Annotated in this window: 15 protein-coding genes and 1 tRNA gene; 6 read left to right on the forward strand and 10 right to left on the reverse strand. The window is 69.2% G+C overall.

The genetic code is table 11. The annotated features are described in order from the left end of the window. Positions 1–126 precede the first annotated feature (126 nt). The 3 genes from RKE50_RS08545 (at position 127) to RKE50_RS08555 (ending at position 2,668) form a co-directional block, all read left to right on the forward strand. On the forward strand, positions 127–354 hold the full coding sequence (locus RKE50_RS08545) for a DUF6677 family protein (protein ID WP_350035861.1): 228 nt from the start codon (positions 127–129) through the stop codon (positions 352–354). Between the two features lie 75 nt (positions 355–429). After that, positions 430–1,956 (forward strand): putative bifunctional diguanylate cyclase/phosphodiesterase, encoded by a 1,527-nt coding sequence (locus RKE50_RS08550; protein ID WP_350035863.1) that lies wholly within the window; start codon positions 430–432, stop codon positions 1,954–1,956. 73 nt (positions 1,957–2,029) lie between these two features. Further along, positions 2,030–2,668 (forward strand): DUF2959 domain-containing protein, encoded by a 639-nt coding sequence (locus RKE50_RS08555; protein WP_350035865.1) that lies wholly within the window; start codon positions 2,030–2,032, stop codon positions 2,666–2,668. A 22-nt stretch (positions 2,669–2,690) separates the two neighbouring features. On the opposite strand, the gene RKE50_RS08560 is transcribed toward RKE50_RS08555, so the two are convergent. Genes RKE50_RS08560 through arfB form a run of 3 tightly spaced genes read right to left on the reverse strand, consistent with a single transcriptional unit; the run spans position 2,691 to position 4,530 of the window. Next, positions 2,691–3,896, reverse strand: a complete 1,206-nt coding sequence (locus tag RKE50_RS08560) for an NAD(P)/FAD-dependent oxidoreductase (RefSeq protein WP_350035867.1) — start codon at positions 3,894–3,896, stop codon at positions 2,691–2,693. Next, a complete protein-coding gene (locus RKE50_RS08565) occupies positions 3,896–4,084 on the reverse strand; it encodes a zinc ribbon domain-containing protein (RefSeq protein ID WP_350035869.1) in 189 nt (62 codons plus the stop codon). The genes RKE50_RS08560 and RKE50_RS08565 overlap by 1 nt, the downstream gene beginning before the upstream one ends. A gap of 8 nt (positions 4,085–4,092) precedes the next feature. Further along, positions 4,093–4,530, reverse strand: coding sequence for an alternative ribosome rescue aminoacyl-tRNA hydrolase ArfB (gene arfB / locus RKE50_RS08570; protein WP_350035871.1), 438 nt, complete (start codon positions 4,528–4,530; stop codon positions 4,093–4,095). 136 nt (positions 4,531–4,666) lie between these two features. Between arfB and RKE50_RS08575 the strand changes: the two genes are divergently transcribed. After that, the gene (locus RKE50_RS08575; protein WP_350035873.1) at positions 4,667–4,855 is read left to right on the forward strand and encodes a PLD nuclease N-terminal domain-containing protein; all 189 of its coding nucleotides are present in this window, start codon (positions 4,667–4,669) and stop codon (positions 4,853–4,855) included. Positions 4,856–4,905: 50 nt separating this feature from the next. Here the strand turns inward: RKE50_RS08575 and RKE50_RS08580 are convergent. Further along, positions 4,906–4,981, reverse strand: a tRNA-Ala gene (locus tag RKE50_RS08580). Between the two features lie 139 nt (positions 4,982–5,120). On the opposite strand from RKE50_RS08580, the gene RKE50_RS08585 reads away from it, so the two are divergent. Both RKE50_RS08585 and RKE50_RS08590 read left to right on the forward strand, forming a co-directional pair. Then, a complete protein-coding gene (locus RKE50_RS08585; RefSeq protein WP_350035875.1) occupies positions 5,121–6,443 on the forward strand; it encodes an APC family permease in 1,323 nt (440 codons plus the stop codon). A gap of 17 nt (positions 6,444–6,460) precedes the next feature. Further along, the gene (locus RKE50_RS08590; protein WP_350035876.1) at positions 6,461–6,838 is read left to right on the forward strand and encodes a DUF4345 family protein; all 378 of its coding nucleotides are present in this window, start codon (positions 6,461–6,463) and stop codon (positions 6,836–6,838) included. Here the strand turns inward: RKE50_RS08590 and RKE50_RS08595 are convergent. From RKE50_RS08595 to RKE50_RS08620, 6 genes are all read right to left on the reverse strand, one after another. After that, complete coding sequence (locus RKE50_RS08595) at positions 6,835–8,613, reverse strand: Na/Pi cotransporter family protein (protein ID WP_350035878.1); 1,779 nt, start codon at positions 8,611–8,613, stop codon at positions 6,835–6,837. The two genes, RKE50_RS08590 and RKE50_RS08595, sit on opposite strands and share 4 nt — an antisense overlap. A gap of 129 nt (positions 8,614–8,742) precedes the next feature. Beyond that, positions 8,743–9,360, reverse strand: coding sequence for a trimeric intracellular cation channel family protein (locus tag RKE50_RS08600; protein WP_350035880.1), 618 nt, complete (start codon positions 9,358–9,360; stop codon positions 8,743–8,745). A 7-nt stretch (positions 9,361–9,367) separates the two neighbouring features. Next, a complete protein-coding gene (locus tag RKE50_RS08605) occupies positions 9,368–10,768 on the reverse strand; it encodes an L-serine ammonia-lyase (protein ID WP_350035882.1) in 1,401 nt (466 codons plus the stop codon). A 45-nt stretch (positions 10,769–10,813) separates the two neighbouring features. Beyond that, positions 10,814–11,848 (reverse strand): glutathione S-transferase N-terminal domain-containing protein, encoded by a 1,035-nt coding sequence (locus RKE50_RS08610; protein WP_350035884.1) that lies wholly within the window; start codon positions 11,846–11,848, stop codon positions 10,814–10,816. Between the two features lie 2 nt (positions 11,849–11,850). Further along, complete coding sequence (gene gltX / locus RKE50_RS08615; RefSeq protein ID WP_350035886.1) at positions 11,851–13,347, reverse strand: glutamate--tRNA ligase; 1,497 nt, start codon at positions 13,345–13,347, stop codon at positions 11,851–11,853. A 75-nt stretch (positions 13,348–13,422) separates the two neighbouring features. Beyond that, positions 13,423–13,749, reverse strand: a complete 327-nt coding sequence (locus tag RKE50_RS08620; protein WP_350035888.1) for an antibiotic biosynthesis monooxygenase family protein — start codon at positions 13,747–13,749, stop codon at positions 13,423–13,425. Positions 13,750–13,766 lie beyond the last annotated feature (17 nt).

Consider the following 13,766-nt stretch of genomic DNA (forward strand, 5'->3'; position numbering starts at 1 on the left):
CAAGGGTAACCGAAGGCCGCCCGGGGGACACCCTCGGCTTGCCAGTGCCCTCCCCGATCGCTTAGCTTCCCCTTGAAGGGTAGAGCTGATGCAGCTCTGTCAACGGCGCAAGGAGTGGACGACACCATGGCAGGACAGGGTTCCGGCGGCAATGTGCTCGCGGCGATCTGCAGTTTCTTCATCCCCGGGCTGGGGCAGCTCGTGCAGGGGCGGGTGCTGGCTGCACTCCTATTCTTCCTGTCGACATCCGCCTGCTATGCGCTGGGCGCCTCCGTCGTGCTTTTCGTGTTCTGGATTCCGGCCGTGCTGCTGCACCTCTGGTCCATCATCAACGCGGCGCTGTTCAAACCCTGAGGCACGGTCCGCGACAAGCCCCGAACCCTTGACTAGACTGGGCAGCAAGTGCGCCTGGGCAGCCGGGGTGGCGGTTTGAACAAGGCGATCATTGCCGCCACGCGCATCGTGGCACCCTACCTCGTCCTCGGCATCCTGTGGATCTTTATTTCCGACAACGCCCTGCTCCTCGCCGTGGGCGGCGATGCCGACCGGCTGGGCCGCCTGCAGACGGCGAAGGGCTGGTTCTTCATCGCCCTCACCACGGTCATGCTGTTCGCCCTCAGCTACTCGCACCTTCGCCAGATACAGCGGCTGCGCGAGCTGGACGCGCAAACCGGCCTCCTGCACCGGAAGCTGTTTCTCGAGTATCTCGACGACGCCATTGAGCGTGAGGGCGACGAGAACGAACTGCTGGTGCTGATCCTCAACATCGATGGTTTCAGCGACATCGCGCGCAAGCTGGGAAAAGACGGTACCGAGCAGGCTCTGGAGGAGATCGGCGCCCACCTGCGCGCGAGCTTTACGGCCGACAACCTGCTTTCCCGCCTCGGCACCGACGAAGTCGCCCTCGCCCTGCCCCTGACCGAAGCGGCGGAGCGGGAGAAACCGCTGGAGCTCGCGCTCGATGCGCGCCGCCGGCTCCTCGAGCCACTGCTCGCCCTGGGTCAGCGGGCGACGGCCTGCGGCGGCGCCGCCCTGTACCCGCGCGACGGGCACGACGCGCACTCGCTCCTCGCCGCCGCCACCAGCGCCCTGCGCGCTGCCCGCAGCCGCGGACCGGACCACCTGAACTTCTACGACGACCGCCTGACCCGGGCCGACCGGCAACGGCAGGACCTGCTGCGCGCCCTGCGCGAGGCACTGCGGGAACGTGCGCTCCACGTGCACTACCAGCCCCAGGTGCGCCTCGCGGACAACCGGCTGTCCGGCTGCGAGGTCCTCGTGCGCTGGAACGATCCGCAGGGCAACCCCATACCGCCCTCTGATTTCGTCCCCCTCGCGGAGCAGTTCGACCTGTCGCGGGCGCTCTCGGAGCTGGTGATCAGCCGCGTGATCGAGGACCTCGAGCACACCGGGCTCAACGACGGCACCCTGCCGCGCGTGTCCATCAACCTGACCCCGGACGAGTTCTCCCGGGGCGACTTCGTTCCCTGGCTTCGCGAGCAGATGGCGCCGATGGCCGACTGGCCCATCAAGCCGCAGATAGAGATCACCGAGTATGCCGCCCTGCGTGACCTCGAGGCCTCCATCCAGCGCATTCGCGAACTCGGGAAATGCGGCGTCGACTTTGCCCTAGACGACTTCGGCACCGGCTACTCGAGCCTCGCGGCCCTCAAGGACCTGCCCGTGCAGGAGCTCAAGATCGACGGTTCCTTCACCGCCACCGTGAACACCGATGACCGTTCCCTCGCCATCGTGAAGTCCATCACCCGTCTCGCCGACACCTTCAACCTGCGGGTACTCGCCGAGGGCATCGAGACCGCCGACCAGCTCGAGCGGCTGCGGGAATGCCGTTGTGCCGAGGCGCAGGGCTTCTACCTGTGCCGGCCCGTGCCGATCAACGAACTGGTCGCCCTGCTGCAGGCGGGCGGGGCCGTGTTCCCGGTGCGGCCAGCCTGAGCTGACCGCGCCACCTCCAGCGCCGATTTGTGCTCTAATTCCCCGGGCGCTTGACTTCGGGGAGGATCGATCCGTGCGCACATTCACTGTTCTACTGCTGCCGCTGCTGCTGTGGCTCGGCGGCTGCGAATCCACCTACTACGCCGCCATGGAAAAGGTCGGGCTCGAGAAGCGGGATATCCTCGTGGACCGGGTCGAGGACGCCCGCGATGCGCAGGAAGACGCCCAGGAGCAGTTCACCACGGCGCTCGAGCGCTACAGTGCCCTGGTCGATTTCGACGGCGGCGAGCTGCAGGAGGTGTACGAGGACCTCAACGACGAATACGAGGCCAGCGAGGCCGCGGCGGAGCGCGTGCGCGGGCGTATCGGTGCCATCGAGGACGTGGCCGGCGACCTGTTCGACGAGTGGGAAGACGAGCTGGCGCAGTACTCGAGCGCCAGCCTGCGCCGCGACAGCGAGGCCAAGCTGCGCGACACGCGCCGCCGCTACGAGCAGCTCATCGCCGCGATGCGCCGCGCCGAAACCCGCATGGACCCGGTACTCGATGCCTTGCGGGACAACGTGCTCTACCTGAAGCACAACTTGAACGCCAGTGCGATCGGCGCGCTGCAGGGTGAGCTCGGATCAATTCGCGCGGACGTGGACCGGCTGGTCGCCGAGATGAACACCGCGATCGCGGAGTCGAACGCGTTCCTCGCGACGCTGGACTAGCCGGCGGCGCTGCAGGCCCCGTTCAGCAGAGCACCTTCAGCCGGCCCCGGCGCCGCAGTTCACCGAGCCGCGGCAGGGGCCAGGCCATCGCCGGCGCCGCGGCTGCCGCGCGGCGAAGCACGCCGGCTAGCCGGTCCGGCAGGGGCCGCTGGTCGAGCTGCGCCATCACCGCCTGGAAGATCGCTTCCTTCGCCAGCGAGAGCCCCGGCGACGCCAGGGCGTGCCTGCCCTGCAGCAGCACGCAATCCAGTTCGCCGAAGGCGATCAGCTGCGGCTTCTCGGCGGGCCTGAAGGCCCGGGGCGCGCGCCCGCGCTCCGCCCGCTCGATCTCCTGCGCGCAGTGCCGGCCCATGGCCAGTGCATGGTAGGCCTGCCGCGAAAGCGGCTGCGGCAGCTCGCCGCTGTCCCCCGCGATGAACACATCGTCGGCCCCCTCGAGGCGCAGGTTGTCCAAGACGGCGGCCCAGCGCCCGGGTGCCGCCAGGCCGCTCCCGGCCAGCAGCGGCCGGGGCGCGGGTCCCCCGGTCCAGATGGTCAGCGCGGAGCGCAGGCGACGGCCGCCGGCCAGCTTCACCGTCTTCGCCGTGACCCGCTCGACCGCCTCGCCGCTGCGTAGCTCGACACCCGCCGCCTCGCAGTGGCCCGCGAGATGGCGACCCACCGGCGCCGGCGCACCGGGCAGCAGCCGCGGGCCCGCCTCCACGAGAGTGATCGGCAGTTCGCGATCACCGCGAGCCCGGAGCACCTCGCCGAGGCACTCCACGCCCTCGAGGCCGCCCCCGACGATCGTCACGCGGCCGGGACGCGGCTCCCGCAAAAGCCCGCGCAGGCGCTTGCCGATGGCCGCGCACTGCGCCACCGACTTGAAGGGCATGGCATGCTCGCGCACGCCGCTCACGCCGAAGTCGGCATCGGCCGCACCCACGGCCACCACCAGGATGTCGTAGCGCAGGCTGCCCCTGGGCAGGTGCACCCGGCGCGCCGCGGTGTCGATGGACAGCACCTCGCCACGCCGGAACCGGTGCCCCTCCCGTTCCAGCACGGGCTTGAGCGGCAGCCGCAGCGCTGCCGGCCGTTTCAGCCCCGAGACCAGCTCGTGGATCGCCGGCAGGAACTCGAAGGACGGCGACTTATCCACGAGGGTGACGGAGAAGCGCGCCGCCGGCAGCGCCAGGGCGCAGGACAGGCCGGCGAAGCCACCGCCGATGACGAGGACGCGCGGGCGCACTACTCGTGCTCCGCGCGGACGAGCGCCGAAAGCGAGCCGTCGGCCTCTGCCGACACGGCGACGACCATGGGGCGACAGCAGACCTGGCAGTCCTCGATGTAGTCGGTGCCCGCCTCCATGGGGTCGAGCAGCAGCGTCAGGGGCTCACCGCAGTAAGGGCAGTGCGCCGTGCACTCCTCGCGTTCCATGACCGGCCCTAGCCCTCACCGCCGCGGGGATCGACGCGGCCACGGCGAGCCTTGATCCGGCCGCGGTGCGTTTTCCTGTCGACGCGCCGCCGTTGGCTCGCGCGGGTCGGGCGCGTGGCGATACGCGCCTTGCGCGGCCGGTGGCTGTCGCGGATCAGGGCCGCCAGGCGGACCAGGGCATCTTCCCGGTTGCGGGCCTGGCTGCGATGGCGCTGGGCCTTGATTACCACCACGCCGTCGCTGCCCACCCGCTGGTCGCCGCAGCGCAGCAGTGCTTCCTTCCACGGTTCGGGCAGCGACGACGCCTGGCTGTCGAAGCGCAGGTGGATGGCCGTGGCCACCTTGTTCACGTGCTGGCCACCGGCGCCCTGCGAACGCGTCGCCGTCAGCTCGATTTCATCGAGGGGCAGGCGCAACGAGGCGCTGATGTGAAGGTGGTTTTCCATGAGCGGTTATCAGGGCCTGTCCAACCGTGGGGCAACGATAGCGGATGCGGGCAGCGCCTGCAGCCCCCGGCGAATTCAAGTAGGGTGTTACGGAACGGGTGAAAAGCGCTACCCACACGTCAAAGGAGGAACCCACATGGACATGCCCTTTGGAGGCCTGATCGGCCTGCTGATCCTGATCGCCGACATCTGGGCGATCATCAACGTCATCCAGGCGCGGACCGAGCTGGTCGCGAAACTGCTCTGGATCGTGCTGATCGTCGTACTGCCCCTGCTCGGGGTGATCATCTGGTACTTCGCCGGGCCGCGGGCGAGCAAACTGTAACCGCCTCGCGTTGGACAACTTGCGATAGGAGAGGCTCAAGAGGAGGATGTTGGTGGAGCCAGGCGGGATCGAACCGCCGACCTCAACACTGCCAGTGTTGCGCTCTCCCAGCTGAGCTATGGCCCCACGATCGCCGAAGTCCCACGCGGGCTCCGGCGGAGAGCGCGCATATTAGGGTCCGCCACCGGGGGTGTCAAGGCATCGCCGGGAGAACGACCCACTGCAAAAACTTGCATGGAGGCGCCGCGCCGAGCAAGCTTGCGCGGTGTCTTCCTTCAAACCATCTGTCGCCGCCGCCATCGTCATCGCGAACATGGTCGGGACCGGCGTGTTTACCAGCCTGGGCTTCCAGCTGGTGGAAATCCGCTCGGCGCCGGTGCTCCTCGCCCTGTGGGCCGTGGGCGGCCTCGCGGCACTCTGCGGCGCCATGAGCTATGCGGAGCTGGGCGCCGCCCTGCCCCGCTCCGGCGGCGAGTACAACTTCCTCTCGCGCATCTTCCACCCCGCCGCGGGCTTCATCTCCGGCTGGGTCTCGGCCACCGTCGGCTTTGCCGCGCCCACGGCGCTCGCCGCGATGACCTTCGGCAGCTACCTGTCGGCCGTTTTCCCGGCCCTTTCCCCGGTCTGGCTGGCGACCGGCCTGGTGATCGTGCTCACCGTGGCGCACTCCACCAGCCACCGCGGCAGCGGCGGCACGCAGCGCTGGCTGACCTGGCTGAAGATCTTCCTGATCCTCGGCTTCTCCGCCCTGGCCCTCCTGTCCAACGACAGCGGGCAGCAGACCGTCTTCGCACCATCGCCCGGTGATGGCGCCCTGCTCTTCTCCGGCGCCTTCGCCGTCTCGCTGATCTACGTGAACTACGCCTACTCGGGATGGAATGCCGCGACCTACATCAGCGGCGAGCTGGAGCGGCCCCAGCGCAACCTGCCGACAGTGCTCATCGCCAGCACCGGCGTGGTCTGCCTCGCCTACCTGATGCTCAACTTCGTCTTTCTCGCGGTAGCGCCCATGGAAGCCATGGTGGGCAAGGTCGAGGTGGGCTACGTGGCCGCCGGCTACGCCTTCGGCGATGCGGGGGCCGCCATCATGGGCGTGTTGCTCGCGCTGCTGCTGGTATCCACCGTGAGCGCGATGATTCTCGCCGGGCCGCGGGTCCTCCAGTCCATCGGCGAGGACTTCGCCGTCTTCCGCCCCCTGGCCCGGGTGAACGGTGACGGCATCCCGGTCACCGCCATCGTCACCCAGGCCACCGTGGCGCTGCTGTTCCTGTGGACGGCCTCCTTCGACCGCATCCTGGTGTTCTCCGGCGCCACCATGGCCCTGAATACTTTCTTCACGGTGCTCGGGCTCTTCGTGCTGCGCTGGCGGCAACCCGACCTGCCGCGGCCTTTCCGGGTCGTGCTCTACCCGCTGCCGCCACTCCTGTTCCTGGCCATCACGGGCTGGACCCTGCTTTACATCGTGCTGCAACGACCGGTAGAGGCGCTGATCAGCGCCGGCATCGTCGCCAGCGGCGGCCTTTTCTACTGGCTCAGCGCCACCCTGAGCCGGCGTGTCCCGGGCACGGACCCGCCGGCCCCCGCCTGACAGGAGGACATCAGTTTATGGGCAAGATCCTGCTCTATGTCGCCGGCCTCATCTTCACAGGCTACGGCCTCGCCTGCCTGGTGAACCCGGAGATCGCCACCAGTGCCGCTGGGCTCGCGGCCACCAACGGTGACGGCATGACGGAAATCGGCGCCATGTACGGCGGCTTCCAGACCGGCTTCGGCCTCTTCTGCCTGCTCTGCGCGCGCCGCTCGGACTACGCCGCGGCGGGGCTCTGGGCGCTGCTGCTGGGTATCGGTCTGCTCGCCGCCGGGCGCAGCTACCATGCGCTGCTGGCGACGGAGCCGCTCACGGTCTACAGCTACGGCGCCATTGCGTTCGAGTCGCTGCTGACGGTGCTGGCGGCGGTGGCGCTGCTGAAGCGGAGCAGCTAGGCGCCTGGCTCGCCCCTGGTCTGCGGTCCTTGCGCGGAAGCTGGCTCCGGTTCTGCGGGTGTTTCCACGGCCGGTTCCGGCTCTGCTTCCTCCCCGGCGCCATCCGTCCCTTCATTCCCCGTCACTTCACGCTGCTCCGGCTGCGGATCCGCGGGCGTAGGGGGCACCGGCGCGTCGACGCCCAGGGCGCGCAGCCGCGCCGCGGCCTTGGCGAGCTGTTCGGCCATGCGCAGGCAGCCGCGCAGGGCCTCCAGGGCGGCGTTCAGGCTGCCCACGCGCAGCTGGTGCCGCCCGGCGGCTTCGAGCAGCACGCCCTTGAGGTCATGCCACTGCTCCCGCAGCGCATCGTAGTCTGCATCCAGGGTCTCGCTGGAAAACCCGGGGGCCGTCGGGTCGCAATTGCGCAGGAAGGCGACGATGCCCGCCTGGAAGCCCGTCACCCGTTCCAGTACTGGCGGCCGCAGCACCGCCTCGACGTCGCCCCGGGCATCGAGGAGCGCGCTGCCGAGCCGGGACACCTCCTCGAGGTAGGTGTTGATGCGCAGCCCGTTGGTCAGCTCGCCGCGCCGGTCATCGGGTACCCGGCTCGCGCCCAGGTCCGTGGCGAAGGTCTCGACGGCATCGATCAGCTGCTCCAGCGCCATGCCCTGCTCCACGACCTCCCGGGCGGGCGCCTCCGCGCTCATGATCTCGATGCTGCGGTTGCGCACGAGCTCGCTCACGCGAGCAAGTTCCATGCACAGGGCGCGCAGCGCGAGGTCCGGCGTGGCGAGCACGTTGCGGTCAAGGTACTGGGGCAGCGCCAGCCGTTCCGCCCGGGTGCCGAAGTGCCGCGACAGGAAGCGCGCCAGCCACGGGGTCAGGGGCCACATGAGGGCAACGCCGAGGATGTTGAAGGAGGTGTGGAACAGCGCCAGCGCGACCGCGGGAATGGCGGCAAGGCCGAGTGCTGCGCCGCCACGGTCCACGGCGAGCAGCATGAGCGGCAGGAGCAGCAGCGCCACGCCACCGGTCAGCAGGTTGAAGCAGACATGCGCCGCCGCCACGCGGCGCGCATTGGGGGTGGCCCCGATCACCGCCAGCGCTGCGGTGGAAGTCGTGCCCACGTTGGCACCGATGACCATCGCCGCGGCGGCATTCAGCGCCAGCACGTCGCCGCCGGCCGCCGTCAGCGTCAGGGCGATCGCCGCGCTGGACGACTGCGTGAGCACGGTCATGGCGAAGCCGAGGAGCACGTAGAGGAGCAGCCCGAGCCCCCCCTGCGGCGCGAAGCTCGCCACGTCCACCGAGAGCGCAAAGGCCGCAAACGCCTCCTGCAGCACGTCGATGCCGATGAAGAACAGGCCGAAGCCCGCGATCGCCTCGCCAAAGGCGGCGAAGCGCGACGTCGGTCGCAGCAGCCGCAACAGCATGCCGGCACCGATCAGCGGCAGCGCAAACACCTCGACCTTGAAACTGAAACCCACAGCGGCGACGATCCAGCCGGTCATCGTGGTGCCGATGTTCGCGCCGTAGACGATCCCGAAGGACTGCCCCAGGGACAGTAGGCCTGCGTTGACGAAACCGATCGTGGCCACCGTTACGGCGCTGGACGACTGCACAACGGCCGTAACCAGGGCGCCGGAGAGAACGCCGCGCAGCCGCGTACGCGTGGACGAGGCGAGGATGGCCCGCAATGCTTCGCCGGCAGACAGCTTGAGGCCGTCCGTGATCATGGCCACGGCGAGCAGGAAAAGACCCAGCCCTCCCAGGAACATGCCGGCTAGCTCGAACAATCCGGAAACCTCCCCTTGCAAAGGCAATAAGTGACCATACGCCGCACAGTCTGTGTCCAGGCGCTCGGTTCAGCGGCGCATTGCGACGATGCTCGCTAGCGTAAGTCTAGTCCAGGATGCGTCCGGCGATCACCGGCGATAGTTGGGCAGGCGCAGGTCGAAAACGATCGCGGCGGCGCGCAGCGCAAAGGCGCCGGCCATGGCGAGGAGCAGCACCAGCCCGTCATCGAGCCAGGGCACGTCCGCGAGCAGCGCATAGCTGGCCGCGCCGAGGAGCGCGGCGGTCACGTAGATCTCCGGCTCGAGCAGCACCGGCGAGCGGTTGAGCAGCGTGTCGCGGATCAGCGAACCGAAGCTTGCCGACATGACGCCCATGACCACCGCCACGATCACCGGTGCCTGCGCGCCCAGGGCCTTGGCCGTACCGAGCACACTGAACAGTGCGAGTCCCGCCGCATCGGCCCAGACCAGCACGCTCACCCGCGAGCGCAGCAGCGGTGCCAGGTACCAGGTTGCCGCGGAAATCCCGATGCAGACCCAGAGATAGCGCGTGTCGGCGATCCAGAAAACCGGGCCGGCCTGCAGCAGGAGGTCGCGCAGCGTGCCGCCGCCCACGCCGGTGATGGTGCCGAAGAGAATGAAAGCGAGCACGTCGAGCTTCTGCTCCGCCGCGGCGAGCGCACCGCTGATGGCGAAGACGGCCACGGCGATAAGGTCCGTCCAGTAAAGCAGGGTCGCGAGCGTCACGGGACGGTCAGCACTCGATGATGTTCACCGGAACCTCGAGGACATTCACCGCGAGGCCGCCGCGCGCGGTCTCCTTGTACTTGTCCTGCATGTCGCGGCCGGTGTCGCGCATGGTGCGGATCACCTGGTCAAGGGAGACGTAGTGCTCGCCGGAGCCGCGCAGCGCCATGCGCGCCGCGGAGATGGCCTTGATCGCACCCATGGCGTTGCGCTCGATGCAGGGGACCTGCACGAGGCCGCCAACGGGGTCGCAGGTCAGGCCCAGGTTGTGCTCCATGGCGATTTCCGCCGCGTTCTCCACCTGCGCCGGCGTGCCGCCCAGGGCATCGGCGAGCGCGCCGGCGGCCATGGAGCAGGCCGAGCCGACTTCGCCCTGGCAGCCGACCTCGGCGCCGGAGATCGAGGCGTTGATCTTGTAGAGGATGCCGATGGCACCGGCCGTCAGCAGGTAGCGGACGATGTCATCCTCGCTGCTGCCGCTGCAGTGGTCCAGGTAGTACTTGAGCACCGCCGGGATGATGCCGGCCGCCCCGCTCGTGGGCGCGGTGACGATGCGCCCGCCCGCGGCGTTCTCCTCGTTGACCGCGAGCGCGTAGAGCGTCACCCAGTCCATGGTGTTGAGGGAGGCGTCGCCGAAGGACTGTTCCTGGGTCTTCAGCTGCCGGTACAGCTGCGCCGCCCGCCGGCGGACCTTGAGGCCCCCGGGCATGATGCCCTCGCTGCGGCAGCCGCGCCGGATGCAGGCCTCCATAACCTGCCACAGGTGCAGCAGGCCCTCGCGGATCTCGCTCTCGCTGCGCCAGGTCTTCTCGTTCTCGAGCATGAGAGAGCTGATCGACAGCCCACTCTCGCGGCAGTGGGCGAGAAGCTGCTCCGCGCTGTCGAAGGGGTACGGCAGCACCGTCTCGTCCGCCACCACGAAGCCGCTCTCCGCCGCGCTTTCATCGACCACGAAGCCGCCGCCCACGGAGTAGAACACCCGCTCGAGCAGCGCCGCCCCATCGTCGTCGAAGGCTTCGAAGCGCATGCCGTTCGAATGGTAGGGCAGGCTCTCGCTGCGGTGCATCTGCAGGTCGTCGCGGTAGCTGAAGCCGATGGCGTGGCGACCGAGCAGGGTGAGCTCCCCGGCCTCCCGGGCCCGCTCGATACGCGCCGGGATCGCATCCACGTCGACGCTCTCGGGCGTCTCACCCTCCAGGCCCAGGATAATGGCCTTGGGCGAGCCGTGGCCGGCGCCGGTGGCCCCGAGGGAACCGTAGAGATGGGCGACGACCTTCGCGGTGCGCTCGAGCACGCCGGCTTCCGCGAGCGCCTCGGCAAACCGGCGGGCGGCATGCATCGGGCCCACGGTATGCGAGCTCGACGGTCCGATGCCGACCTTGAACAGGTCGAAAGTGCTGATAGCCATGGCGCTATGCTGACAGAGCGCGAGACGCTTGTAGAGGGGTTTCGCTCACGGCGCGACGAGCGCGTCGCAGCCGGTCCCCGCCAGCAGCGCATCGACCTGCGCCCGCGCGGCGGCGTCCAGCGCGGCGTATTGGTCGCGGATCCAGCCCAGGCACTTGGCCTGGTAGGGGAAGCTGCGCTGGCGCCAGGCGGCACCGTAGATCTCCGTTTCCCACTCCGCATCGCCGGCCGCCACGGCGGCGGCGTTGGCCAGCAGCGCGGGGGCGTAGCCGCGGCCCACCTCTTCGAGCAGCGGGCGCAGGGTCGGCGGAAGTGCCGCGGGGTCGTTCCAGTCCGCTTCCGTCGGCTCGAGACCGCCGAGATCCTCGAGGCGGTCCACCCAGGCAACCACCCGCGGCGCCATTTCATCCGCCAGCGCCCGCGGCGTTGGATCGAAGCCGACGAGCTGGGAGAGCTGGCCGAAGAGCGCGAAGTCGCCGGCGCCCGGGCGGCGACCGAGGAGGCAGGGCTGCTGTTCCAGGTGCGCCGCAAAGGCCACGAGGAAACGCTCGTAGCTCGCCTCGATGACCGGCGCGGTGGCCGTGTTGGAGCCGACCACCCAGAGCCGCTCGATCTGCCGGTCGCCGAAGGCGCGGGCCACCGCCTCGAGCTCCCGCGGCGGCAGCGACACATCGATGGTGAGCGGCAGCACCGTGGCGGCCTTCTCCGCGTCGGCGGGCCGGCACCAGCGATAGTGGAACATCCACTTGGTGCCCCACTCGTCGGCGAAGTCCTCCAGGAGGTAATCGATGAAGGCGAGGGCCGGGTTCGCCGGTACTACCTCGCGCCCGGCGTGCTCCGCCTCGAGGCGCCGGATCAGCGGCGTGGAGTCGCAGCGCGCACGCAGCTCGCCCTCCTCCTCGAACAGCAGCGTGGGCAGCAGCACGGGCCGCGGCGGCGCGATGCCGAGGCGCTCCAGTTCCTGCGCCGGATGACCCCAGGTCACCGCGTAGGGAATGCGCCGGTAGCGCAGCAGCGCGACCATCTTGCGGGTGTAGGGGGAACCCGTGCCCCCGATGAGTCTGAGCGGTTCTCCTGCCATGGTCAGGCCTCCGTCGAGGGCAGCGCCGCGTAGTCTTTTTCCAGCCGCTTGCCCGCTTTCTTGGATACACCGCCGAGAACGACGATGGCGTGGCGGATGCGCATGCGGCTCATGTCCGGGCCCAGCAGGCCCATGGCGTCGACCACCGAGAAGGACGCGCTGGAACCGCTGATGGCGATGAACAGCGGCGCGAGGAAATCCTTCACCTTGATACCGAGGTCGTCGGCGAGGGCCTTGAGCGCGCCCCAGACCGTATCGCGGTCCCAGTGGCGCAGCGCCTCGAGGCGCCAGAGGGCGAACTGCAGCTGGCGCACGATGTCGTCGCGCTCGCCGCGCAGGGCGTCGAAGTCGGCTTCCGTGAGCGGCAGCTCGCCGGAGACCAGGAAGCCCGCCAGCGGCGCGAAGTCGCTCAGTACCTCCATGCGCTTCTGCGCGTGCGGCAGCACGCTCATCAGGTTGTCGCGGTTGAAAGCCCAGCGCTGCAGCCGGTCGGCGAGCTGCGCCTCGCTGAGTTCCTCGCGCAGCCAGACGCCGTTCAGCCAGCGCAGCTTCTCCACGTCGAAGATCGGCCCGCCAAGGGAGACCCGGTCGATGTCGAAGTGGGCCAGCATCTCGTGCAGTGAGAACTTCTCACGCTCGTCGGGCATGGACCAGCCCATGCGGCCGAGGTAGTTGAGCAGGGCCTCCGGCAGGAAGCCCATGCGCTCGTAGTAGAGGATGCTGGTGGGGTTCTTGCGCTTGGAGAGCTTCGACTTGTCCGGGTTGCGCAGCAGCGGCAGGTGGCACAGCTCCGGCATGTCCCAGCCGAAGTACTCGTAGAGCAGCCGGTGCTTGGGCGCCGAGTTGATCCACTCTTCACCGCGGATGACGTGGGTGATGCCCATGAGGTGGTCGTCCACCACGTTGGCGAGATGGTAGGTAGGCATGCCGTCGCTCTTCAGCAGCACCTGGGCGTCGACCATGCTCCAGTCCAGCTCGATGGTGCCGCGGAGGCGGTCGGCCACTTCGCAGCTGCCCGCTTCCTCCGGCACGATCATGCGGATGACGTAGGGCATGTCCGCCGCCTTGCGGCGGGCCACCTCGTCGTCGGGCAGGTACAGGTCCGACGGCTTCAGCGCCGTGGCCTGGCCCGCCTCGCGGCGCGCCGTGCGGAGTTCGTCCAGTTCCTCCGGCGTGCGGTAGCAGACGAAGGCCTTGCCCGCCTCCACCAGCTGCCAGGCGTACTGACCGTAGAGCTCCATGCGCTCGCTCTGGCGGTAGGGGCCGTGGTCGCCGCCGGCGTCCGGGCCCTCGTCCCAGTCGAGGCCGAGCCAGCGCAGCGCGTCGAGAATCGCCTGCTCGGACTCCGGGGTGCTCCGCGCCCGGTCCGTGTCCTCGATGCGCAGCACGAACTGGCCCCCGTGGGCGCGGGCGAAGCAGAGGTTGAACAACGCGATGTAGGCGGTGCCGACGTGCGGGTCGCCGGTGGGCGACGGGGCGATGCGGGTGCGTACGATCATGACGGGGCCCGAAGGAAAAAACGAGCGGCGATTATACGGGCGCAGGCACTGGCCATGCACCCGCGCGCGCCGGCCTCAGGGGATTTGACTGCCCTCTCCCGGCAGCACGACCCACTCGGGGTCGTCGAACTCCCCGATGAGATCGATGGAGACGAAGGGCGCCTCGGCGGCGATGATCGCCTTCACCGCGTCCGGCGGGTCGGCCTCCATCGCATCGCGGTGAGCTTTCGAGTCCCAGCTGGCGATAGCGAGCAGCACCCGCGGGTCATCCAGCTTGCGGTGCAGCCGCGTACCGCGGGCACCGGGCGCCTGCTGGATAAGCCGGCTGGCGCGCACCCAGGCCTCCGCGTACTGCTCGGCGCTGTAGCCCTCGGCGACGGTCACGGTAAACAGATAGAGCATGGCGGCCTCCAGGCGTG

It is taken from the genome of Pseudohaliea sp., assembly GCF_040217025.1.
In the GTDB taxonomy this organism is placed as follows: domain Bacteria; phylum Pseudomonadota; class Gammaproteobacteria; order Pseudomonadales; family Halieaceae; genus Pseudohaliea.